21 protein-coding genes are annotated in these 23726 nt (G+C 36.2%); 20 read left to right on the plus strand and 1 reads right to left on the minus strand.

Features of this window, described 5'->3' with window-relative positions; all coding sequences use genetic code 11:
• Positions 1–4 precede the first annotated feature (4 nt).
• The 16 genes from NY607_RS21955 (at position 5) to NY607_RS22035 (ending at position 19144) form a co-directional block, all read left to right on the plus strand.
• Positions 5–2653: an acetate and sugar kinases/Hsc70/actin family protein gene (locus tag NY607_RS21955; protein WP_036075047.1), complete on the plus strand. Its 2649-nt coding sequence runs from the start codon at positions 5–7 to the stop codon at positions 2651–2653.
• 42 nt (positions 2654–2695) lie between these two features.
• The gene (locus tag NY607_RS21960; RefSeq protein WP_036075048.1) at positions 2696–3469 is read left to right on the plus strand and encodes a hypothetical protein; all 774 of its coding nucleotides are present in this window, start codon (positions 2696–2698) and stop codon (positions 3467–3469) included.
• A 74-nt stretch (positions 3470–3543) separates the two neighbouring features.
• A complete protein-coding gene (locus tag NY607_RS21965; RefSeq protein ID WP_131520635.1) occupies positions 3544–4185 on the plus strand; it encodes a hypothetical protein in 642 nt (213 codons plus the stop codon).
• Positions 4185–5696 (plus strand): phage baseplate assembly protein V, encoded by a 1512-nt coding sequence (locus tag NY607_RS21970; protein WP_036075052.1) that lies wholly within the window; start codon positions 4185–4187, stop codon positions 5694–5696. The genes NY607_RS21965 and NY607_RS21970 overlap by 1 nt, the downstream gene beginning before the upstream one ends.
• Positions 5697–5711: 15 nt before the next feature.
• Positions 5712–6809 (plus strand): pentapeptide repeat-containing protein, encoded by a 1098-nt coding sequence (locus tag NY607_RS21975; protein WP_259420370.1) that lies wholly within the window; start codon positions 5712–5714, stop codon positions 6807–6809.
• 50 nt (positions 6810–6859) lie between these two features.
• Positions 6860–7357: a hypothetical protein gene (locus NY607_RS21980; RefSeq protein ID WP_259420371.1), complete on the plus strand. Its 498-nt coding sequence runs from the start codon at positions 6860–6862 to the stop codon at positions 7355–7357.
• A 70-nt stretch (positions 7358–7427) separates the two neighbouring features.
• The gene (locus tag NY607_RS21985; protein WP_036075055.1) at positions 7428–7826 is read left to right on the plus strand and encodes a DUF4280 domain-containing protein; all 399 of its coding nucleotides are present in this window, start codon (positions 7428–7430) and stop codon (positions 7824–7826) included.
• Positions 7827–7855: 29 nt separating this feature from the next.
• Positions 7856–13366, plus strand: coding sequence for an RHS repeat-associated core domain-containing protein (locus NY607_RS21990; RefSeq protein ID WP_259420372.1), 5511 nt, complete (start codon positions 7856–7858; stop codon positions 13364–13366).
• Positions 13367–13387: 21 nt separating this feature from the next.
• Positions 13388–13837 carry an SMI1/KNR4 family protein gene (locus tag NY607_RS21995; protein ID WP_036074795.1) on the plus strand — a complete coding sequence of 150 codons (450 nt, stop codon included), beginning with the start codon at positions 13388–13390 and terminating at the stop codon, positions 13835–13837.
• Between the two features lie 231 nt (positions 13838–14068).
• On the plus strand, positions 14069–14920 hold the full coding sequence (locus NY607_RS22000; protein WP_131520640.1) for an RHS repeat domain-containing protein: 852 nt from the start codon (positions 14069–14071) through the stop codon (positions 14918–14920).
• A 19-nt stretch (positions 14921–14939) separates the two neighbouring features.
• Positions 14940–15524, plus strand: coding sequence for a hypothetical protein (locus NY607_RS22005; RefSeq protein ID WP_227744912.1), 585 nt, complete (start codon positions 14940–14942; stop codon positions 15522–15524).
• Between the two features lie 370 nt (positions 15525–15894).
• Complete coding sequence (locus NY607_RS24280) at positions 15895–16653, plus strand: RHS repeat-associated core domain-containing protein (protein ID WP_483869383.1); 759 nt, start codon at positions 15895–15897, stop codon at positions 16651–16653.
• On the plus strand, positions 16650–17501 hold the full coding sequence (locus tag NY607_RS22020) for a hypothetical protein (protein ID WP_259420373.1): 852 nt from the start codon (positions 16650–16652) through the stop codon (positions 17499–17501). The genes NY607_RS24280 and NY607_RS22020 overlap by 4 nt, the downstream gene beginning before the upstream one ends.
• Before the next feature lie 596 nt (positions 17502–18097).
• Entirely contained in the window at positions 18098–18283 is a 186-nt protein-coding gene (locus NY607_RS22025; RefSeq protein ID WP_227744913.1) for an RHS repeat-associated core domain-containing protein, read from the plus strand.
• Positions 18284–18463: 180 nt separating this feature from the next.
• Entirely contained in the window at positions 18464–18610 is a 147-nt protein-coding gene (locus tag NY607_RS22030; RefSeq protein ID WP_193767347.1) for a hypothetical protein, read from the plus strand.
• Positions 18611–19144, plus strand: a complete 534-nt coding sequence (locus NY607_RS22035; RefSeq protein ID WP_131520648.1) for an SMI1/KNR4 family protein — start codon at positions 18611–18613, stop codon at positions 19142–19144.
• A 542-nt stretch (positions 19145–19686) separates the two neighbouring features.
• On the opposite strand, the gene NY607_RS22040 is transcribed toward NY607_RS22035, so the two are convergent.
• Positions 19687–19860 (minus strand): hypothetical protein, encoded by a 174-nt coding sequence (locus tag NY607_RS22040; protein WP_237898239.1) that lies wholly within the window; start codon positions 19858–19860, stop codon positions 19687–19689.
• 282 nt (positions 19861–20142) lie between these two features.
• On the opposite strand from NY607_RS22040, the gene NY607_RS22045 reads away from it, so the two are divergent.
• The 4 genes from NY607_RS22045 (at position 20143) to NY607_RS22060 (ending at position 23725) form a co-directional block, all read left to right on the plus strand.
• Positions 20143–20484 carry a hypothetical protein gene (locus NY607_RS22045; RefSeq protein WP_237898238.1) on the plus strand — a complete coding sequence of 114 codons (342 nt, stop codon included), beginning with the start codon at positions 20143–20145 and terminating at the stop codon, positions 20482–20484.
• 764 nt (positions 20485–21248) lie between these two features.
• Positions 21249–21461, plus strand: a complete 213-nt coding sequence (locus NY607_RS22050) for a hypothetical protein (protein ID WP_131522427.1) — start codon at positions 21249–21251, stop codon at positions 21459–21461.
• 515 nt (positions 21462–21976) lie between these two features.
• Entirely contained in the window at positions 21977–22747 is a 771-nt protein-coding gene (locus NY607_RS22055) for a macro domain-containing protein (protein ID WP_259420374.1), read from the plus strand.
• A gap of 30 nt (positions 22748–22777) precedes the next feature.
• Complete coding sequence (locus NY607_RS22060) at positions 22778–23725, plus strand: ADP-ribosylglycohydrolase family protein (RefSeq protein ID WP_259420375.1); 948 nt, start codon at positions 22778–22780, stop codon at positions 23723–23725.
• The last annotated feature ends 1 nt before the right edge of the window (position 23726 follow it).

Genomic DNA, 23726 nt, shown 5'->3' on the forward strand with positions numbered 1-23726 from the left:
CGTAATGACGACTAAATATTCATATAAACTGTATGCGAATAAGCGTTATACAGAAAAAAAGTTTATGACCTATACACGAGTAGAATTAATGGAAATGACAACCTTCCAGCTGAGGAATATTTGTTATAAGGAAAAACTTGTGACAGGGCTTATTAATACATTAACCAGAGACGAGTTAATCGACAAAATTTTACGATATCGTGGCGCTGAAGAAAACCCTCTAATTAAAGAAAGTAAGGATGGGGGGTTCGAAAGAGTAGAAGCGGCTGTGCAGCAGTATTTAAAAACACCACTGTCTGACAATGGTGAGATAAAAATTCCTGCCAAAATGAGCTTATATAGCGGTATGAAAATTGATAAGCCAGACCAGTATTTCGTAGAAACAGGAGGATTTCTAGTTGAATCCAATGTACTGCTAGTCAATGAGCAGCTAGATCTTTGCGGCATCCTTCATGTTATAAAAGACGATCAGCAGCCAAACAAGTACTATTTTGCGGCAGATGAGGCACTAGAAATTCGAAAGACTAACAATAAAAACTACAGCTTTATATTTTTACGAAAGCAAGATTCTGAGTATATCTATAAGACTTACTATCAGGAGACCCCACTTCCGCCTACAAACCTTCACTACTATAAGGTTCCAATACCAGATTTAGAGATTAAACAGCTGGAAACAACCGATGCGATTCTTGCCATTGATTTTGGAACTACCAATACAACGGCTGGTGTTTACTTAGAAAGTGATTATGTCTCTTCTCCTTGTAGCCATGACCTATTAAATGACAGAATTCAGCTAAATAGCATTAATTTTGTCCAGTTTCCAGATCCGCTTCACCAAAATGAATGGATCGAAGTAGTGCCGACAGTCATGACAGTGGCAGATTGCTCAAATCAAGATCAAGTGAGCTATTACTATGGCTATGAAGCGTTAAAAATGATGAAAAAAAATAGCTACACTTCATTGGCAACGAAATTCCAAGGCATTAAACGCTGGGTTAGTAATTATGCCAAATTGGAAGAGATAATGGATGCGAACGGAAATACAGCACTTGTTCCGCGAAGTCAGATATTAAGAGAGTTTATGCTTTATATTATTCAAATGGCAGAACATCAATTTAAATGTCGCTTCAAGCATTTACATATTTCCAGTCCTGTAAAGTTGAAAAATCAATTTTTAGATATGTTTCAGACAATTTTACCTGAATACAACATCGAAACAGAACATGCTCTCGATGAAGGGATGGCGGTTCTTTATAATACAATCGCCAATCAAATAGAGAATAATAGCTTCTTGGATGGGAAGGAATATAAGGCACTGGTCATTGATTGTGGTGGTGGAACAACCGACCTTTCCTCCTGTAAGTTTCGAATAGAGGATGGACATATTTCATACAAAATTGATATTCATACAACCTATGAAAATGGAGATACCAATTTTGGTGGCAACAATATTACCTATCGTATTTTCCAATTTATGAAGATTGTCTTTGCCAATTACTATAGTCGGGGAAAAAGTGCTTATGATATTGATGCACTCATTGATATTCCAGGCAAGGATATTTATCGATATGTAGACGATCATGGGGTTGACGAGGTATACAAACAATTTGAAAAAGCCTTTTCAGATGCTGAGTATATCATTCCAACTCGCTTTAAGGAATATGAAAATCGCACACGTGATGAATACTTACGTGTCAGAAATAATTATTATTTCTTATGGGAAATGGCAGAGGAAATGAAGAAGGAATTTTTCCGTAAAACAGGCATTTTAAGAAGCCGCTTTTATTCGGACAGTGATATGCAGCACGATAGCGATTTAAATGTGACAGCAGTAGATCGATGGTGCCTATCTCTGCTTGAAAACAATCAATTTAAGGAAGTTTATGATTATCCAAATGTCTTTTTCAACATAAAAGAAATTAATCATCTTATAAAGGCTGATATTTATGATATTGTGCGTGAGTTTTTAGAGGAATTTTATGAGAGTGGTCTTTTGGGCGAATACTCTATTATTAAATTAACTGGACAGTCCTGTAAGATTGATGCATTTCGTGAGGCCTTAAAAGAATTTGTACCCGGACGAAGCATTGAATTTAGGCAAAAAGCTGAAAATATTGGTAAAGTGCCAGAATTAAAGCTTGCTTGCCTTAGAGGAGCACTGCGTTATTTAAATGCGAAAAAGATAGGCATGATTGAAACAAAAGTGACAAATCATGCTCCTGTTGTACCTTATGCTGTAAGTGCCTTTACACATAATCGCCAGGAAAAATTACTTATTAGTAGCTTAGAAAGGCTAAACCAAATTCATGGTACTATTTCCCGTCCATGGGGTGTAACAGAGGTGGAGTTTTTCCTAACTGGCAGTGACAATCAGTCATCCTATAAATACACTTACTTTAATCGTCCTGAGAATTTTAAGCCTGTTCTTTATGAAAATATTGCGGCAAACTATTACGATAAAATTCCACAAGACGAGACGGATTCTATCATGAATGGCGAAGTGAAATTCTTTGTTTTTGCAGGCGAAGATCATTGGGGCTTTCATGTGGTGCCAGTAGCACGAAAAGACGAACAGCTGTTTATTGGAAAGAAGGAATTCTTCGCCTTTGAAGCTGATTTATCGGAACTAGATTTCTTTGACGGATTAAAGTAGAGCAAGCTCACGTGATAAAAAAGAAAAGAGGTGGGTGACAGCTTGTTTGCTAATCAATATCCACATTTTCATAAAGGTCGCATTTTAAAGCGAGAAATGCTGGAGAATTTGCGAGATTACCCAAGAGATTTTTTAGATTTATATTTTCAAGATTATTCAAACGGCATCATTGCTGGTGTCCATATTATTGTAGCGGATACACGTCTTATCATTACAAAAGGCATTATTAAGCATAAAGGAAGGCTCTATATGCTAGATAGTAGCTATGAGCTTCCTTATGAAGCTACAGGAAGTGAAACGATTTTAAAAGTGCGATTTGCTGAAGAAGCAAATGACTTAGACTTTAGCAATTACAGAACAGAGATTGTCTTAGACGATTCGTTAGAGCTTGCTCATAATGAACTAGAATTAGCGCGCTTTAAATTAAAATTAGGTGCCAAATTACGCTCACAGCATACCGATTTTTTCGACTTTGCGACAGAATATAATACTGTTAATTATCTTCATTGTCAGTATGCAGGGCTGGAAAAAAGCACCTACCATCCACTCATTTTGCAATACTTTTCGCGAGAGCTTTTAAAAAATCGACCCACTAATCCGTATGATATTGCCTTTGCCTTAGAGTGCTTAAATCAGGAGAGAGTGCAACGAGATGTAATTGATTTCTATATTTGCAACCGGCTAGAGTTGGACTATCAATCTTTATCTAATAGCCAAATTCATAAATATTTAAATCGCATTTTGTTGGAATCTAAGGGCAGTAGTCGGATGAAAGGGGTCGGTCAAGGGCGACCTAAGCGCATGATAGTTGATTAATAGTCTACTAGTGAATTAAGAGGTTGGCTAGTTAGAGGAAGATAAGAAATACGAATAACAAAGGAGGGGAAAAAATGAATTTCATGGATGAAGAAGTCATTGAGATGACGAAGCATGCAAGGCAGAAGAAACGACTGGAGAACATTGAAAACCAATTGTTACATACTGACATCGTTCAAGCCATTAAAGAAGGCCAGCTAACGATTGAAGATGAAATGATTGAATTTGCAGAGAGTAGTTTTTATGAGGACCAAATTCGGATGTTTATCCCTACAGCTTTTGAAGAGATGGAACCTGAATTAATGGATATTAAATATCCATCAAGCCGTAGACCCGATTATATCTACACAAGTGAAAGTACATCTATTAACATCACGATGAAAATGATGGAGCAACAGATTCAAGAAGAGGAATTAGAAGATTTCACACATACGATGATGAATATCCTTCGAAAATTACAGCCAGATGCTGATATGTTAGATATTGGCATAAAAGAAGTGGATGGTCGTCAAATCGGCTATTTTGATTTCATTACGAAGGCTCTAGATTCTAAAATTTACAATTTAATGTTTTTGTTTATGGTAGGCGATAATGTAGCAACAGGCTCGGTCAATTGCTTGAAATCAGAAATACCTATTTGGCAACCCATTGCATACGGCATGATGGAATCAATCTCAATCGAAAACAAATCATTAGATGGAGAAGGTGTTGTTTGATGGAGCGAGTAAATAAGGAAACAGCTTTAACGTATAAAGATATGGTTGTGATGCCCTATAATATCCGCGTTAGTGAAATCGAAATTACACAACAAATGAACGAGCATGCAACATTGCGTTTAACAGGCGTGATTCCAGATGAACTTGAAGATTCCTACGTCTATATGACAGATGCAGAAACAGCCATTGAAGTATTACAAATTGGTAGCAATGGACAATCCACACCTATATTTAATGGGCTTGCGTTAGATGTCCAAGTGAAAATGGTTATGGGTACGTATTATTTGGAGGTTAAAGCCGTTTCACATACGTATAAGTTAGATGTGAAGAAGAAAAATCAAACATATCAAAATGCAAGCATGCCCTATAGTGAATTAATCAATGTATGTATTGCCGATCAACCAGGCGCGGATTTTATGGACCATGTCACAAAGGGGGCTAGTCTTGGTAGCTTCACGATGCAATATTTAGAGACCGATTGGGAATTTCTTAAGCGAATGGCATCGAGATTTCATACAGGCTTGGTGCCAGATACCATTCATGGGGCGGCAAAGTTCTACTTCGGTGTACCGTTTCAACCGGGTAACACACCAAAAATGGATGCCCTTAATTACCGAGTTAAAAAAGCAATCGGCAACTTCCTAATCTCTAGTAAAAATCATCTCGATAGCATTACGGATAGTGACTACATGTACTATGAGGTGGAGTCGACTCAATCATTCAAAATAGGTAATGAAGTTACTTTCCAATCAATGAAATTGTATGTTTATAAAATTGTCTCAAAGCTAAAAAATGGTTTATTAAAGCATATCTATACGTTAACACCACAAAATGGCTTTAGTGTTCACACGACTTACAATCAAGCTATTATTGGTGCCTCTATTCAAGGAAAAGTAATTGATGTGGCTGGGGACAAAATTCGTATTCATGTCAATTTTGATGAGGGGCAAGAAAAGGACACGGCCTATTGGTTTCCATATTCAACAATCTATGCATCGGAAGATAATACAGGATGGTATTTTATGCCTGAGCTATCTGACAACGTTAGAATTTATTTCCCAAGCAATCGTGAGGATGAAGGGATTGCCATTAGCTCCGTATCAAAAGCACCTCCCCAATCTGGAGCAATGTTAGCAGCAACGAATCCTACTAGTCAAGATGGTGGTGGGCAATCAGGTGCTACAGCGCCAGAAGATAGTCGCCAAGACCCGATGCGAATGGCTGACCCAGATGTGAAAACACTGAGAACGAAGCATGGGAAACAAATTCTACTAGCTCCTGATCGGATTGTCATTTCTGGTGGGGGATTAATGATTTCACTTATGGATGATAATGGTATTTCAATCATAAGTGATAAAAATATTAACTTAAAAGCAACAGATAAAGTCGTCATCAATGCGAAGCAAATTATGATTAATGCAAATGAGAAAATTGAGATGACGTGTAAAGATAATTCCATCAAGATGGAAGACAAAATGGAAATTAAGGGAACGGAAGTACGAGCAAATTAGTGAGGAAGTGGATGCATGAAACGAGAAGAAGCATTACAGCATTTTATGGATGAATACGTGTCAGTTCATGTCAGCCGATTGCAAGAGAAAGTTGTTCGACGGTTTCGCCAAAACAAGGAACTTTTGCTACAGCCAATCATTCACTCCCTTGAACAGTTGTTTGCGAATATTAGAGAGCAGCAAAGGCAGGGAAGATTAGCATCTGTTGCTTTTATTCATTTTTCATTGCTAAGAACGTCTTTGCTAGAAAACAAGTTTACGTATTTGCTAGAAGCCTATGGAGAAGCTTGGTATTACGAATGGACAGAATGCACGGCACAGTATGAAGCGGATTGGCTGAGTGAGGCAATTACAGAGTTACAAACAATACTTGAAAAAGAAAGAAAACCCTATCTCAGCATTCAAGCAGCGGACGTTCGGGTCATTATTCAGCAGACAGTTATCCTATTTCATCACTTTATCATTCAATTGATACGCTATCTCTTTCGCTATCAAAAAGAATGCGTACCAAAAATCAATTTTCAACGAACAGCGTGCTTACGTTTTCGTGTCGGTGAATATAAAGGGTTCAGTGAAGATGTTGCAATCATCGACGAACGGGAACGTGAGGAGAAGAACCTTCTTTTATGGTTAGAGAACAAAGAGACCGACCAATCGTATACGTTTGAAAACTTCTCGAACCTTCCCTTACAGCAGAAAGATTTCAATCAGCTGGACTTCTCCTATGCGAATTTCAAAGAGAGTAATTTAGAAGGCTCCTCATGGAAACACAGTGTATGCATTGGTACTAGTTTTCAACAGTGTAGATTAGCCAATGCTGATTTTTCATATGCAGCCATTCAAGATGCTGATTTTCGACAGGCTAATTTAGCAGGCGCGAATTTTACTCATGCGCAGGGAAAAACGCTAAGGCTTTCCAATTATGAAGTTGCGAGCTATCTTGGCACAGATTTCAGTAATGCGAATTTAGAAAATGCAAGATTTGAGTTTGCGCAGATGGCAGGTGCCAATTTTACAGGTGCCAATCTAAAAGGTGCAACCTTCTTTAAACGCGATCAAGAAAAGTATCTATTCAGCCCAGAACAGATAAAAGACATTCATTGGATTCATTAACTTTGTACAAAAGTGATGAAGGGAAGCAATGGTGGTTACAGGAGGAAAAGATGGAGTATTTTATTCTTCGGCAAGATCAAAGTATTACTAATCCAATTATTCCTATGAAGACAGACCTCGATGATGATTTTGTCTGTTCGTCTGTTTTTGGAGAAGTGATAGAAAAAGAGAATGCACTCTATTTGGATTATTTAGAAAAGCCTCGGAGAATCGTGTCTGAACAATTAAAAAAGTTATTAGTAAAATACGAGGATAACTTAGCATTTACGGCCATTGTTTTTACGGATGTTATGAAAGGAACACAGCGCATCTATTGGCTTTTGGACATTGTGAAAAAGCATTGTATTTCACATGAAACGACGTATTATCCAGACGGACGCATAAAGGAGCTTGTGATTAACCCCAAAAGTGTGGAATTGGATTGTATTTTTCAGGTTGATGGCAAAAGGGAATCTTTTACCATCGTTAATTTGGATGTGGCAGAAAGTCTCTTAAGGCGATCATTTTTTGGAATTCAGCTACAGCGAGTAAAGCTAGAGAAACGATAAATTATGAAACACTGTAGCTACAGTGTAAACGCGAAAATGATCACAAATAATCTGAAGGGAAGGATAGCAAATGGCTCAAGTTGTAGAAAATTTGGAGACAGAGGGTTCGGGACAAGAGCAATTTAGTTATGTGGTACATGGAGCAATCATTTCCTGTGAGCATGGTAGCCATCTGAATTATTTAAATTTACCACAGGATCATGGCGTTTATATAAAAGGCAAAGCCGTTATGAATGTAGGCGATCGAAACCCTGAAAATATCCCAACCTTTGGTGTTTGCTTGAAATTAAAAAAGCCGTGTACGCCAGCATGTTCCATCGACTGGATGGAAGGGATGGAAAATGTCAATATCGAGGGGAAGCAAGCGCTATTAAACCGTTGTCATACGCAATGCTCTGCAGGCGGAGGCAAAATCGATATAGTTCATGATGGACAAGAGGATTTGGAAATACCAAAACAAGGTTTTTAAAAAATAAATTGCTTGAAAGGAGGTAAGCAATGACAACGCTAGAAAAAAAAGAAGTCCACATGATTAGTACGTATGAGGATCTTGTGCTTGAATGGCCTTATCCTCTTATTCATTTAGATAAACTAACCATTAAACATAAAGGCAATGACCATGCGAGATTGTACTTTACAGGAATGATTGCTGAAGAGCAAGCACAAAAGTATATTCAAAGGGTCAGTCATACTGATGAAGTGGTTGTGAAATTTGGACGAGAGCAAGGTATTTTGTTTTCAGGACGAATCGAAAATGCAGAGTTACAGGCTGTTCAAGGTGTGCATTATGTCTTAGTTGAAGCGGTATCGTTTACAGCAAACATGGATATTGAGAAACGCTCCCGTTCTTTCCAAGATGCGAATATGACGTATGTAGAGTTAATGAATCATATTGTGGGAGCCTACCCTCATGGTGATTACATCGACCATGCTTCTAATAGCCAAGCCATTGGTCATATTTCCATTCAATACTTAGAAACAGATTGGGCATTTATTAAAAGAATGGCCTCAAATCTAAATGCGGTTGTTTTCCCAGATTTAAAAGGAAAAGGGCCGCGATTTTGGTTGGGTACACCGCAAAGTAGGAAAAGCATATCAATCGACCATTTACCTTCCACATTACGAATGGATTTCGATACGTATCGGCTGATTACTGAAAACGATGGCACTGATGTAAGCGAAATCGATTATACTTTTTGTGAGTTTGAAAGCACAGAGGCCTATGAGCTAGGCACTACAGTCCAATTAAAAGGAAGATCCTATGTTATTACGGCTCGGGAAGTCTGTCTTGAGGGTGGTGTCTTAACGTTTCACTATACTGCCCAACCAGAGAAAAGTATTCGCCAGCGATTGGTACGCAATTTAGATCTTATTGGGGCAGCTTTTACAGGAAAGATCATCGATGTCACACAGAACACGGTGAAAATTCATTTGGATATCGATAAAAAACAGGATAAAGCAAAGGCCCATTGGTTTGCTTATTCTGCCGATGCGAATGGGGTTATGTATTTAATGCCTCAAATAGGAGCACGTGCCCAATTACATTTTCCGAGTGCAGTGGAAGAAGAGGCTATCGTTATTAGCTCTGTCCGGGTTGACCCAGTCACACCTGAGGGTGGTCAAAAGCAGACGAAGAAAATGGCGGACACGACCGTTAAATCATTAGCGACCAATGCTGGGAAAGATGTGACATTAGGTGTTGGGGATATTACCTTTAGTGCAGTAGATGGGGTATTGGACTTAAAGATGGATGATGGAGAAGGTGTAACATTTCTTAGTAACAGTACCATCATGCTTGCAGCGGACGAAACACTTGACATTAGCGGTATGAAAGAGCTATCTGTAGAGGCGGAAGAGTGGATTGCCATTTCAGCAAAGGAGCAAAGTCATGTAATCCTTGCTGCTGACACACAGTTAATTAGTACACTTATTGATCAGGAAGGTACAGAGAAGAAAAGCCAACCTCCGAAGTTAAATGAAGAAGCAATCGAAGCTACGTCGAAAGTTGACGTCATTTTCCCCCAAAAGGCAGAGGTGAAAAAAGAGAAAAAAGGCTTTTTTAGTAGTTTATTAGATGGTGTAAGTTTGGCACTGGATGTAGCTGGATTCATTCCTGGTATAGGGACAATTGCAGATATTGCGAATGCAGGTATTAGTTTAGCTCGGGGAGACTATATGGGCGCAGCCATGAACTTAGTGGGGGCGGTTCCAATAGTTGGTGATGCAGCAAAAACAGCATACAAGGCCAAGAAAGCAGCAAAAGTGGCAGAGGCAGCGAGTAAAACGGCAAAGGCTGCGGATAAGGCAGTTGATGCTTCAAAAGCAGTTAAAGGGATGAAAGCAGCTTACACAAAAGTATCCAAGACGCTAGATACCGTATCAGCGGTAGCCAACAAGGGCTCAAAGAGCGTCAAGACAGCAGCAGATAAAGTCATCGCCTCCATGGACGAAGTGCTAGCTGTTTCGAAGGCAGTAGACGGTATGAAAGCAATGGCCAAAACAGAGCTAACGAAATTTAACCATGGGGTATTAAAGAAATTTAATTGTACAAAAGGGTTAAGTGATAAATTCTGTAAAAAAGGCTTTGAACCTGTTGATTTAATTACAGGACGAATGATATATGAAGGTGTAGACTTTGAGCTACCTGGACCAATCCCTCTTTCATGGGAACGAGCTTGGTACAGTGATAGTAGCAGGGTTGGCTTGTCAGGTCATGGTATGCACTTTATCTACGATCTTGCCTTAGAGATATTTGAGGAAGAAGACCTGATTGGGATTGTAGTAACAGATGGTCGTGCAGTTGGGTTTCCAATTTTACCAATAAATTTGCCATATTTTAATAAAAAAGAAAGAATGACCCTGATGAATACAGGGGAAGAGTATCATTTGTTTGAGCATGATACACGATTAATTTATGCATTCGAACAAGTAACAACCTCAACATACCGATTAAAAGAAGTAAAAAATGAGCAAGAGCACCATCTTCAATTCGCCTATAACAATAAAGGTTTCCTATCTCAAGTAACAGATAGCGTTGGCAGAATTCTAGATGTTACGACCAATGAGGCAGGAAGAATGACAGAAGTTGCCTTACGTAATCAGAACAATCGTGAAGTATTGGTGCGCTATGTTTATAATGATGTTCAGGATCTAATCGAAATTCAGGATGCATTAGGTCAGAGCACGCATATAACCTATGTGAATCACTTAATGATGCAAAAAATCGACCGCAATAAAAATAGCTTCTTCTGGCGCTACGATGGCCCAACAACAGGGGCACGAGTAATCAGAACATGGGGAGATGGCAATGTTCTAGCAGGTGAGCTTGCCTATTTCGACGGCTATAATGAAATCACTAATAGTTTAGGACATACAAGCTATTACTATTTTAATGAAGATAACTTGTGTACGAAAATTGTCTATCCAGATGGCAGTGAAGTCAGCTATCAATATAATGAGGACTTTGAATTACTCCAAGAAGTAGATGAAGATGGCCGCACAACAACATTCAGCTATGATGAATGGGCAAATCCGGTAACCATCACTCTTGCAGATGGCAGTACATTATCCTCACAGTATGATACTAAGGATAGGCTCATTCAAGCAGTTAACGCAGAGGGCGGAAGTCGTCAGTGGATCTATAATGAAGACGGTACATTGCAGGCAATTATGTTAGAAGACGGTACAAAGACTGAATTTTCCTATAATGAGTATCGTTTAATTGACACAGTGACAAATGCGCAAGGTCATATGGTAAGCTTAGCGTATGATGCAGATTTGAACTTGAGCCAAGTGACATTACCAGACGGGACAAGCTCCACTTGGACATATGACCGCCGAGGTAACTGCATTAGTACAACCAATCCATTAGGGGCGACAGAGAAGTTCCGTTACGATCACTTGAATCGCCTTGTTCGCGCAAATCTTTCAGATGGTAACGATGTGCAATTACAGTACAATGCCTATGACGATATTATTTTTGCGAAAGATAACCATACGCAAGTTGCCTTTGATTACACGATTCTTGGTAGCCTAACGTCTCGAAAACAAGGTGGTAAGAAAGTACAATTCACTTATGATACAGAGGAGCAATTAACCGCTGTGATCAATGAAAGAGGCGAAGCATATACGTTTGAACGTGATACGAAAGGCCATATCATCAAGGAAATCGGCTTTGATGATATGGAAAAAACGTATGAGCGAAGTCCAGCAGGATTGGTTCAGCGCATCCAACGTCCAGGAAATCGTTGGACAGCGTATCAGCATGATGATCTAGGGAATGTCATACGATCAGACTACTATGATGGCACATGGGAAACGTTTGCCTATGACAAAAACGGCTCGCTAAAAGAAACGGAAAACGACCATGTAACCGTCAAACTAGAACGAGACCCATCCGGCCAAGTCATCAAGGAGTGGCAAAATGACCAGTGGATTGCCAGTAGCTATGACGAGTTAGGCAATCGCTCCCAAATAACAAGCAGCCTCGGTGCCAAAATCGATGTCATGCGTAATGAGCTGGGCAATATCTTACAAATGACTGCCTCTCGCTCCGAGCAAGCCCAGTGGACAGCCTCGATGCAATACAATGAACTCGGGCAAGAGATTGAGCGAATCCTGCCAGGGGATGTCATCAGTAAATGGCAATATGACATCACAGGTAGACCAACACACCATCGCGTAAGTAGTCAAAGCCGAAATACGCGAAGACGTGTGTATAATTGGGATGTGAATCACCAATTACGCAGCATGGTCAATGAGCTAACTGGTGTAAAAGTAACGTATGGTTACGACGAATTCAGTAACCTCGTCTGGGCCAATCAAGACAGTAAATTTGATTTCTTATACCGTAGCGTCGATGATGTCGGCAATCTATATGAAACAAAAGACAAAAAAGATCGTGTTTATGGTGCTGGCAGTAGATTACTAGAATCACAAGATGCCCAATTCTCTTATGATGAAGAAGGAAATCTCGTAGAGAAAGTCGAAAAGAATGGTGATACGTGGAAGTATGAGTACTATGGCAATGGCATGTTGTCGAAGGTCATTAAGCCAGATCATACGGAAGTTACTTTCAAGTATGATTCATTAGGTAGGCGAATAGAGAAGCGTTCTGAGGATAAGGCAACGCATTTTGTATGGGATGGCAATACGATTCTGCATGAGTACTCCACACAGAATGTTGCAGATACTTTAGACAATCTGAAATCTTTACAGACTGATACCGATATAGCAGATGATCTTGTTACATGGGTGTTCAATGACGGCTTCGTCCCTTCTGCAAAGATTACGAGTGAAGGTCATTATAGCATTATTAGTGATTATCTTGGAACGCCTGTTGAAGCCTATGATGAAAAAGGGAATAGGGTTTGGACAGCTGAACTTGATGTTTATGGACGAGTGAAAGAAGTTACAGGTGAGAAAGACTTCATTCCATTCCGTTATCAAGGGCAGTATGAAGATGTGGAAATAGGATTGTATTATAACCGATTCCGATACTACGACTCAGATGTGGGGATGTATACTCAGCCAGACCCGATTGGGCTTGCAGGGAATAACCCAACGTTGTATGGGTATGTTAGAGATCCGCTTATGGATATTGATCCATTTGGGTTGATAAATTGGAAAAAAATTAGTTGGACTGCTACTCGACCAAAGGGTACTAAACAAACATATGATGTATATCAAAGGGATGATATCGACTGGGATAAAGTAAGAACACTTGGTAGTGCAAAGGGGAGAGGAATGACAAATAGAGATGCGGCGAATAAATATGGATTAGCACCTCAACTTGCTGATGGTAGCTTTGTAACTTTACATCACTTAGGTCAAGATTCGAGGGGAGCATTAGTAGAGGCAAGTACTCGATATCATGGAGTAGGAAAATATGGGCAGGATATATTGCATAGCCAATTTGGAAGAAACAAGCCACATCCTATTTATCCAATAAATAGACCTCAATTTAATGTTGATACTAGAGAATATTTTAAAACACGATGTAAAAAATAGAATTTTGGAGGTAAATAAAATATGAAAGATATGAATGAATTACGAAATAAATATAAAGCTTTATATGATATTGATGGAGTTTCTAAAGAGGATTTAGATAAAATTGAAAATGAACTTCAAATAAAGCTACCTAGTGATTTCCGTGAAATATCTGGCTTTTACAGTGGAGGTATTGTTGGTGGGATAGATATCCATTCTTTTCTATTTTCTGAGCCAACTAATTTTATAAGCGAAACTATAAGAATCCGAGAAGCAGTTGGTTTGCCGAACAGATTTATTGTAATTGCTGAAGAAGCTGAAAGTATTATTGTTATGGATACTGAAAAAAAACCATCAATTATGTGGCTTGATTCTGTAGAAGTAACTAAATTAGAAATGCAGGATTTTATTTCTAAACCAGATGTATGGGAGGACTTTTCTGACTTTTTTAATTACTTACTAGATGAGGAAGAGGAAGAACGGAAATATTAAAAAGTTTAATAAATAAGAGTAATATTAAATTAAGAAAAATACTATTACTGATTTAAACGAGACATATGTAAAGTAAATGAATTAGATTTTACTTTACATATGTTTTTGTGTTATTTGAAAACTTATATCTGGCTTTTTGGTAAAATAACAAAATAATACTTGTAACATACAAAAAGTAAAAAACAATTTTTTTATAATTGTATTAATAAAGGATAAGGCAACTCATTTTGTATGCATGGCAATACGATTCTACATAAGTATTCCACGCAGAATGCTGCAGATACTTTAGATAATCTAAATACTTCACAAACCGATACTGCTATTGCAGATAATCTTGTTACATGGGTGTTCAATGATAGCTTCGTCCCTTCTGCAAAGATTACGAGTGAAGGTCATTACAGTATTATTAGTGATTATCTCGGAACGTCTGTTGAAGCCTATGATGATGAGGGTAATAGAGTTTGGTCTGCTCAGCTTGATATTTATGGACGAGTGAAAGAGTTCACTGGTGAGAAAGACTTTATTCCATTCCGTTATCAAGGGCAGTATGAAGATGTAGAAACAGGATTGTATTATAACCGATTCCGATACTACGACCCAGAACAAGGGAATTATACTCAAATTGACCCGATTGGACTTGCGGGTGGGAATCCTACCTTATATGGATATGTCCGGGATACAAATAACAATATTGATAAATTTGGTTTATATTCAGATTTATTGGATACTGGTATGGGACATCATTTGATGCCGAGATCAATAGCAAAGGCTTTAGACATTTCAGAGTTAAGTCAAATTCATTCAATTTCTTGGTATCCAGATGAAGGAGCGGGAACGGCAGAACTTCACAAAAAATTGCATAGAAAGCTTATAGAAGATGGAATACCTTATCATGGTTCAAAATTTACTGGTACAACAGATGAATTTTTTGAAAAAGCTGCTAAAGCTTACAAAGACATTGACGTTAAAGGTTTTTTAAAAATCCCATACACAAAAGAAAAGTTATTCAAAGATTTAACTCCTGCAGAAGCTTTAGAGAAATTAAAAGAATTACATTCTAATGGAAAAATCCCTTGTAAATAGAAAAAAAGGAGATGTTATAATGGATAGAATTTTAGATACTGGGAGTTACGGAATTTGTTTATTTTCAATAGACGTCCTGCAAGACTTTTTAAAGAAAGAAAAAGTTAGGACAAAAAAAATTTTAAAAAATTTTCAGGATAATCATAATCGTTATTTAGCTTCACTTAAAAATGGTATTTGGATACCTTTTTTGCCTATAAATTCCATAGAGTATATAATCAAACTTGAAAATTGTAATCAGTCATTTGACGATGAATGGGAAGAAAAATTCGTTTATCATGACTTTAATATTGAAGTTAAAGATTCATTGTGGATTGCAGATATTGGTTCATTTTATGAATTTGATAAAAATGAATTTTTAGGAAATGATGAAGTATCTTATGAAACTTTAGATGGTAAAACACTATATTCCGGATTTAGATACAGTGTTTCTTCTGGTAAATATTCGGTATCTATAAAAGGATTTGCGCGTAAGAAGAAATTAGATTATCCAAATTCAAACTTTGGTTTTTTGTTTTCTCTAAAAAAAGTAAACGAATTTGAAGGTTTTAATGATCCACGGGAAGATGAAAGATATAACTTTAATGTGGCAAAGATAGATTAAAATAGTATAGGAGAGATACCTAAGTATCAATTCTGAGGGGCAATAAATCACACTAAAGGGATTTTTGCCCCTTTTCAAATTACAGTGATTTCAAGAAATATGGAATAAGATTCTCGATGAGTGTTTCACGCAGAATGATACAGTTGAACGAGAAAACTTAGTTGAGTCACAAAACAAGCATGAATTACAGAACAATCTAGTTACATGAGTATTTAATGAAAGGTTTGTCCCTTCTACAAAGATTACGAGTGAAGGGTAGAAGCTTTTGACGAAGAGGGTAATAGGGTTTGGTATGCTCAGCTTGATATTTATGGACGAGTGAAAGAGTGTTATCAAGGGCAGTATGAAGATGTGGAAATAGGATTGTATTATAACCGATTATCTCGGAACGCCTGTTGAAGCCTATGATGAAAAAGGGAATAGGGTTTGGTCAACTGGACTTGATATCTACGGTAGAGTGAAAGAGTTCACTGGTGAGAAAGACTTTATTCCATTCCGTTATCAAGGGCAGTATGAAGATGTAGAAACAGGATTGTATTATAACCGATTCCGATACTACGACCCAGAGCAAGGGAATTATACTCAAATTGACCCGATTGGACTTGCGGGTGGGAATCCTACTTTGTATGGTTATGTCGGGAACCCAAATAATTCATTGGATATATTTGGTCTAGCCCCTAAATCTCCAATGCTTCCTGGTGTAGATTTATCAGAATTGAACTTAATTATGTATAAACCAACAAAAGTAACACCAATAAATGGATCGTATTATCAAGGTATAGAACGTGCTTGGGAATTAGAAAAAGAATTGGTTGAAAAAACAGGGAGTGGATCTCATCTTTGGGATGAAGCTGAAATAGAAGAACTAAAAAGCCGGGGAAAAGTGAGTGGTTATACAGGACATCATATTACTAATCATAAGAACGGGGCTTTAGGGAATGCTTGGAAGGGAGATCCAAGAAATATTAGATTTTTACCTAATGCTAAACATGTTGGAGGATATAATGAACATTTATATGGTGAGAGAGGTCATAGAGGAAGTTATACTAATGCAACTACTGGTAGACTAATTGATCGCCAAGCAATGATATATAGATATAACAGTGAAAGGAGCTGTAAAAAACGATGAAGTATCTAGCTCGTTCAATTTCTAAGCAAGAAAATGCCAATAAGATAAAATGTTTAGGAACATCTACAGAAACTAAACGGGAGTTAGGAAAAGTTTTCAAACTTCCAATTTTAAGCCAAGCGCTTTTGAAATGGTACAGTGATTTACCAAAATCCAAAGATATAATGTTTTATTGGACTAACGATTTCTATATATTTGGTATAGAAAATCTAACAGTTGCGTTAGTAGGTTACAGGTTTATAAGAGATGATAAAGGTTGGATAGATATTTCAAAGACAATGAAATGGCGTGAAAATTGGATTATTATTTCCAGTTGGAGTGGAAATCCAGTGATTGCCGATATAAGTAAAGCAGAAACTCCAATTTATTACGATTATGTTGGAGAAGATTTTTCACCAAAACTACTAGTGGATTCACTAGAAAAATTCGACTATTTTCTATCTGTTTGGCTTGATAAACACGATGATAGATACTATAAAAGAGGTGAATATCAATCTGATTTTTATGATTTAATGGAGAAAGAGTGGAAAGTTAAGTTAAGTGAGGAGGAAATTAGGGTTTTATGCGGATTTCTTCCTATTGTAAAATCAAAAGATAATTTTGCTCCAATTGAGCAACGGATTATAGAAAAAGCAAAAAAGAATTATGTGTATCTGGATAATCCAGGTGAAAATAAATCAAAAGTGATACTAGCATTAAAAAAAGAAACAGGATTATCACTTGATGAGATACGAAACGGTTTAAATAATAAAGGATTTCTAATAGCTGCGGGATATGGAGAAAATATTTTAGTTTTAGCTGAATACTTTATTTCTTTAGGTGCAAAAGTGAGGATTGAGCAGAAATAAATCATTATAGTGTATTCATTAGAAACTAAAATATAGAGGAATTTAATTTATGAAAAAGAGGCTTATAAAGCCCGAAATAGATAGGTTTGAAAATTCAGAAAAATTTCAAGTTAATCATAATCGTTTTTTTGTTTTAAAGTAGTATTTACCTTTTTACCTTAAACATGAAAATTGTAAACAGTTATCTGAAGTTGAATGGGAAGATAAGGACTATTGAAGATATTGGTGCAATTAATGAATTAGAAGGCTTAATAATCTATGGGAAGATGGAAGGTATAACTTTAATATAGGGGGTAAAGTGGTAATTTTTAAAAATATAATAAGAGAAAGATTATAATATTGGCAATATCATAGTTAGATAAATAATAGTAGAAATATAAAAAAGAAGGCGCTTAAGCCTTCTTTTTTCATATCATCGCGTAAGCGAACAGTTTTCATTCCGTTGCATTTAAGAAATGTTTTGAGAAAACAGTCTGTTAATAGAGACTGAGAATAAACATACATGCAATCTTCAAGCTTGAGCGAGATCCATCTGGTTCTGAAGAGACTTTATTCCATTTAGATATCAGGGGCAGTATGAGGATGTAGAAATCTGATTGTATTATAACCGATTCCGATACTATGACCCAGAGCAAGGGAATTATACTCAAATTGACCCGATTGGACTTGTAGGCGGGAATCCTACATTATACGGTTATGTTAGTGATCTAAATGCAATGATAGATCCCTTTGGATTAATAGTAAGGCAACCAATCATTTTCCTTTCTACTGGTGAGGAGTAATACATCCTAAAACTATAAGTCCGAATAATCCACATGGTATATTTACTATAGATGCAACTGGTTCATATTTTGATGATAGAGCCGCACTTGCAAAAGAAGCTGGAATTAATGATCCAGGCAAAAATTATCGATCTCATCATATAGATTACGATCCTAAGACGAATACAATGAGAATGCAATTTGTACACGAAGAATACCATAAATACCCCACATGTAGGCGGTGCTGATGACTTTAAAAAGGATACAGGTTTTAAATATGGTTCGCCAGAAGCAGTTGCGGAAGCAACTAAAAGAAGAAATAAATTAAAAGGAGGGTGTGTAACCTAAATGAACAACAATTTTAAAAGTAATTCTAATGAATTTTTTAATAATGATATTTTATTTGAGAATTCTTGGAAGAGTATATCGCTTTCCCAAATAAATGAAATTGTACCTGATGAGTTTCCAGGTAAAAAAGATTTTATAAAGTTTTACCTTACTACTAATGGTGGAGTGTTTTCTAAAGGGGCATATATTTATCCGCATAATTTTTATGAAGCTTCAAATAAGGATTATTATTCTATAGAAATTGGTAGTTTTTTTCATATCCCCTTAATCGAAGATGAGGAAGATTCTGATTATACAACATCTATTGAAAGAGCAAAAGATAGAAGGATAGATTATTCTGAGGAATTTGAAGACTTTGTTCTATTTCATATTCCTTTTGCTGATAATCATGCTGATAATGATTTTTGGATTGATATTCAAACAGGAGAAATTAAATACATGGATTATGAAGTAAGTTACGACCCTGAGAATGCTATTATTGTTGCTCCTTCATTTCTTGATTTTTGCAAGCATATTCAGGCAAAACTTAAGTAAGATAATATAGTTTTCAGAAACATGTGTATGAGGAAATAAGACTACGAGGGCATCTAGAGCATTATATAATTATCTGGATTTTTAAGTTGTACAAACGATATTGTTGTTGTATGGATGATGTACACTTTATCCTAATGTTTTGTTTCTTAAAGATTTCAAGATTCTTTCTGAAGTTGTGAGCTTTACTATAATTGAACTAGTAGTAAATATTTATGATGAATATTTCCAAACATAGGTAAGAAGACGCTATTAGCACTTCTTTACCTATGTTTTTGTGTATTAGAGAAGAATTAATGTATCGTGTATTTGGTGTTAATCTATCTTTGGACGTTCAAAGTTATTAAAATTTTCATAACGGAACTTCTCCTTAGTGGATTGTTTGCGCTATTTACCTCGAATATATATAAATGTTTCAAATGTTTTAACATCAATTAATTTTGATGGTTTAGATATGCAAGAATCTCTTGCAATGCTGCGAGGTGAAAACATCAGATTTAATTTAGAAAAAATAGAAGATAAAACTATTTTTAGAGATATTAGAATTAACAATTTGTATCAACGCCATTATTGAAGCTATCTCCCCATTTATACGAAATAAAGTTCGTACTAGTAAAACGCCAACCAGTTAAAGAGTATGCTGAAGCTGTGTTTTGAAATATAGAAAATAATAAAACAAAAGACAGAAGCATAACAGCAAGTTTCGATTTTGATTTCAAGTTAAAACCCCTAGGTATTTTTTAAACAACCCCATTTTATACCAATAATTAAAATATATAAATAATTTTTATAAATTAGTTAATTTTAGTAAAAAGGTAGTTCGAAAGTCTTGGTCAGCCTTGATATCAAAACTTAAAGAGTTGTGGAACGGATTCTTGTTCAACTAACGAAGAAATTTAGTTGAATATGTAACTTTTGGTGGATAATTGGTGTCTATATAAAAGAGGTGGGTAAATAAAATAAAAAAATTATTCTATGGTTTGATCGCATTAGCTTTATTCATGATTACAGGATGCAATATTCAAGGGGGAACTACAACAGTATCAATTGACAGTATAGATGCCGAAGAAGCTTTAACATTAGATTCTGATGCTGATATTTTTCAGTATGATGGAGTTATCTACAAAGCTAATATTGATTGGGTTGAAAAATTGTCTTTAACAAAAGATGTTCAAATCGGTGAAATAAAAACAAAAAATGATGCTAATACAGATTTTAGAGATGAGATGTCGAATAAACTTCCTGTTGGTACAAAGATTTTTTCCACCAAAGAACGAGGAGATATTTTAATTGTTGAATCTGAAGGAGAAATCAAAAAATATCTTGCAATTGTTGAAGGGTAAACAAAATTCCTTGTTCAACAAACGTGGTGCTTTAATTGAATAGATGAATGATGTATCCATCTCATACGAGGTGGTCTTTTTTATTTATACATTGCCGAAAATTAACAGTATTGTATTGTTTTTTGGGAAATGCTTTTTTGTTTGTTTTACCAAATAAGACTCATGGAAATCAAATTATAGGTCGTTTACGTTCGTTTAAGATGGTTATTTTATTCAAGGTTATTATACTCATACTTTGATTTTAAATGGCTTAAGACGTATGGAGGCTTAGAATATTTTGTTTATCATAAGAAGTAAAGATTAAATTCTGATGCTATTTATGCAGAATTTTATACATGCTGCGATTGGTGATCCAATCGAAAAACATTGTTAAATCAACGATGTATAACCTATGGATATTTATCGCGAAAACTCCAAATCTATAAAATTACAACAGTCATTGTAGCGAGGATGTTCGGGGGCATTTCCCATTTTGTATACAGCTTGGGCTTTTTTTACGAATAAGACTAAATATGTATGAACGTGAATAAAACCTTTTTAAAACCTTTTTTTAGGAGGTTGTTAAATCAAATCGAAATTCCCCTTTATAGAGTGTTGCAACAAAATATTGCATAACTTTAGGAGGAACTATCTTATGGCTACAAATTATACTTATTCAAGCGAACTTTGGATGATGGGTCGCCCCTTCGTTCACATGATTAAAACACCTTTATCTAACATTTGCACAGAAACAATCTGTAAACCCTTAACGAGTACATCGTATTATGGTATCAATGGCGGTTTTTTACAACACTCAATCTTACGATCAAACACCTACATCTTCTAGCTCTATCTGTGTTGACGTTAATGAAATTGGAAATTCAATTACTGTGAATGGTAAAACATTCGCAAAAAACCATAACTATAACTTAAACGCTTCAGGTAATCAAACTGCTAAAAAAACAATGGTGATTTACAAAGATGCAAATGGCTCATAAAAAGCTACCTACCGTAACAGCTTCACGTTATACAATCTCAAATGAGTTCCCGAAATTTGAATAAATTATCGGTGGAACATCTTATACATTAGCAGATTGGGGCGAAAAGGCGTATTACGCTCCACTTCCTCGTACAGTATTAGCTTGGAAGGGTGCAAATGCTTATTTCTTATACCGTAGCGTCGATGATGTAGGCAATCTATATGAAACAAAAGACAAAAAAGATCGTGTTTATGGTGCTGGTGGTAGATTACTAGAAACACTCTTACAAATGACTGCCCACTTGAAAATCCAGCATATAGGTATGCAAAGAAAGATGCTGAGGTTTTCATATTAGGTGAAATACCTAGAAATGCTATACTATTCATAAAAAGGGAAAGTGTCTTTAAATTATGAAAATTGATTATGGAAGTGGTTTTGATTGTTAAATATATGCGAATTAAAGTTTTAGTCGAAACAGGACTTTTATTATTGGTTGAAAAATGTATTTGGATATTCCAAAATGGAGGTAAACAGTGGTAGAGAGTCACGCAAGGACTAGTAATAGTCTATTATACTATAAATGTGATAATATTGAATTTTTAAAAGGTTATGGACAATTATATACAGAATTTGATGATGGCGTTGCAACTAGGCAGATCAACATAATAAATAATGATATATATAGTTCTTCATCATTGCACGATTGGAACGAAGATGTTGGATCTTTATTGTATGACGGACATATCGAGAGTTTAGATTTAAGCGATAGTGTACCTATTACTCAATTAGAATTTGAGAATAAATGGCAGGAGGGAATTGTAGCTAACAATTCTCACATAAACTACTTAAAGGGTGATGCTTCTCTTCCTTTCGAAGAACATACACTCATCATTCATGTTGTTAATATTTTAGGAAAATGGGGAAAAGGCTTTGTTTTATCTTTATCAAAGCAATTCCCTTTTGCCAAAAATGAATATATAAAATGGTCGAAGGATAAAGAAACTTTTGGGTTAGGAGAGGTTCAGTTTGTATGTGTAGACCAGCAGAAAGCTACTTTTGTTGCCAATATGCTTGCACAGCATGGTGTGAGGAAAAATGATAAAGATCGTACAGCCTATATTGATTATGATGCGCTTCGTTTATGTTTAAGAAAAGTTGCGAGATTTGCATTAAAAAATCGATTATCGATACAGATGCCTAAAATTGGTTCAGGTTTAGCAGGAGGGGATAGGAGAGAGATTGAAAAAATAATAAATGAGGAATTGATTTATTATAAAATTAAATGTACTGTTTTTGAATTGTGATAAATTAAATAAAAGTTAGGGGTGGCATCAATGGTAGATACAAAATTGAGGGAGCGAGTGTTTGACACTTTATACGGCGGGATTATTGGTGATCTAATGGGCGTACCTGTTGAGTTTAAACAAAGAGGAACTTTCCATGTGCAAGATGTGATGGGGTATGGTACTTATAATCAGCCACCTGGCACTTGGTCTGACGATACTTCGCTAACACTCTGCTTGGTCGAGAACATTATTGAAAATGGGGATACCAAAACATTAATGAACAAATTTGTACAATACATGGAGCAGGGCTATCTTACACCATTTGGCGAAATGTTTGATATTGGAATAACTACAGCAGAAGCCGTTTCCAACTATAAAAAAGGTGTTCCGCCAGCACAATGTGGTAAAACGGGCGAGTTTGATAATGGCAATGGTACACTAATGAGGATAGCTCCTTTAGTATTCGTGGTCATGCATGAGTTAGATTTTGCTAAAAGAAAAGATTTAGTACATCAATATACAGAGATTACTCATGGTCATCCGCGTTCCATAGTAGGATCCATTATTTACATTGAGCTATTATTAAGCTTATACCGAAATAATTCACTAGAAGTGGCCTTAAAAGAGGTTTTTGAACTACTTCAAAATAATTTACAACATGAAATGAAAGCAGAGTTAAATGCTTATGCAAGGATTTTTCATGAAAACTTTTTAAATACGCCTGAAGACGAGATTCAATCTAGTGGCTATATTGTTCATTCGCTAGAAGCGGCTATTTGGTGTGTAGGTAATTCTACAACATTTAAAGAAGCGATTCTGACGGCAGTTAATTTAGGAGAAGATACAGACACCGTTGGGGCGATTACAGGATCGATAGCGGGTATGTATAAACAGTTGGATGAAATTCCAGAAGAATGGTTGGGTAAAATTGTCAGTAAACAAAAGGTAGATGACTTAATCCTAGCATTTTATGAATTTTGTACAGCCCAGATGTGAA

It is taken from the genome of Lysinibacillus sp. A4, from assembly GCF_024919535.1.
Lineage (GTDB): Bacteria > Bacillota > Bacilli > Bacillales_A > Planococcaceae > Lysinibacillus > Lysinibacillus capsici.

Coding starts and splice junctions, on each gene's coding strand:
- NY607_RS21955 (WP_036075047.1), top strand. CDS start 5: ATGACGACTAAATATTCATATAAACTGTATGCGAATAAGCGTTATACA.
- NY607_RS21965 (WP_131520635.1), top strand. CDS start 3,544: ATGAATTTCATGGATGAAGAAGTCATTGAGATGACGAAGCATGCAAGG.
- NY607_RS21970 (WP_036075052.1), top strand. CDS start 4,185: ATGGAGCGAGTAAATAAGGAAACAGCTTTAACGTATAAAGATATGGTT.
- NY607_RS21975 (WP_259420370.1), top strand. CDS start 5,712: ATGAAACGAGAAGAAGCATTACAGCATTTTATGGATGAATACGTGTCA.
- NY607_RS21980 (WP_259420371.1), top strand. CDS start 6,860: ATGGAGTATTTTATTCTTCGGCAAGATCAAAGTATTACTAATCCAATT.
- NY607_RS21985 (WP_036075055.1), top strand. CDS start 7,428: ATGGCTCAAGTTGTAGAAAATTTGGAGACAGAGGGTTCGGGACAAGAG.
- NY607_RS21990 (WP_259420372.1), top strand. CDS start 7,856: ATGACAACGCTAGAAAAAAAAGAAGTCCACATGATTAGTACGTATGAG.
- NY607_RS21995 (WP_036074795.1), top strand. CDS start 13,388: ATGAAAGATATGAATGAATTACGAAATAAATATAAAGCTTTATATGAT.
- NY607_RS22000 (WP_131520640.1), top strand. CDS start 14,069: ATGCATGGCAATACGATTCTACATAAGTATTCCACGCAGAATGCTGCA.
- NY607_RS22005 (WP_227744912.1), top strand. CDS start 14,940: ATGGATAGAATTTTAGATACTGGGAGTTACGGAATTTGTTTATTTTCA.
- NY607_RS22020 (WP_259420373.1), top strand. CDS start 16,650: ATGAAGTATCTAGCTCGTTCAATTTCTAAGCAAGAAAATGCCAATAAG.
- NY607_RS22035 (WP_131520648.1), top strand. CDS start 18,611: ATGAACAACAATTTTAAAAGTAATTCTAATGAATTTTTTAATAATGAT.
- NY607_RS22045 (WP_237898238.1), top strand. CDS start 20,143: ATGATTACAGGATGCAATATTCAAGGGGGAACTACAACAGTATCAATT.
- NY607_RS22050 (WP_131522427.1), top strand. CDS start 21,249: ATGGTATCAATGGCGGTTTTTTACAACACTCAATCTTACGATCAAACA.
- NY607_RS22060 (WP_259420375.1), top strand. CDS start 22,778: ATGGTAGATACAAAATTGAGGGAGCGAGTGTTTGACACTTTATACGGC.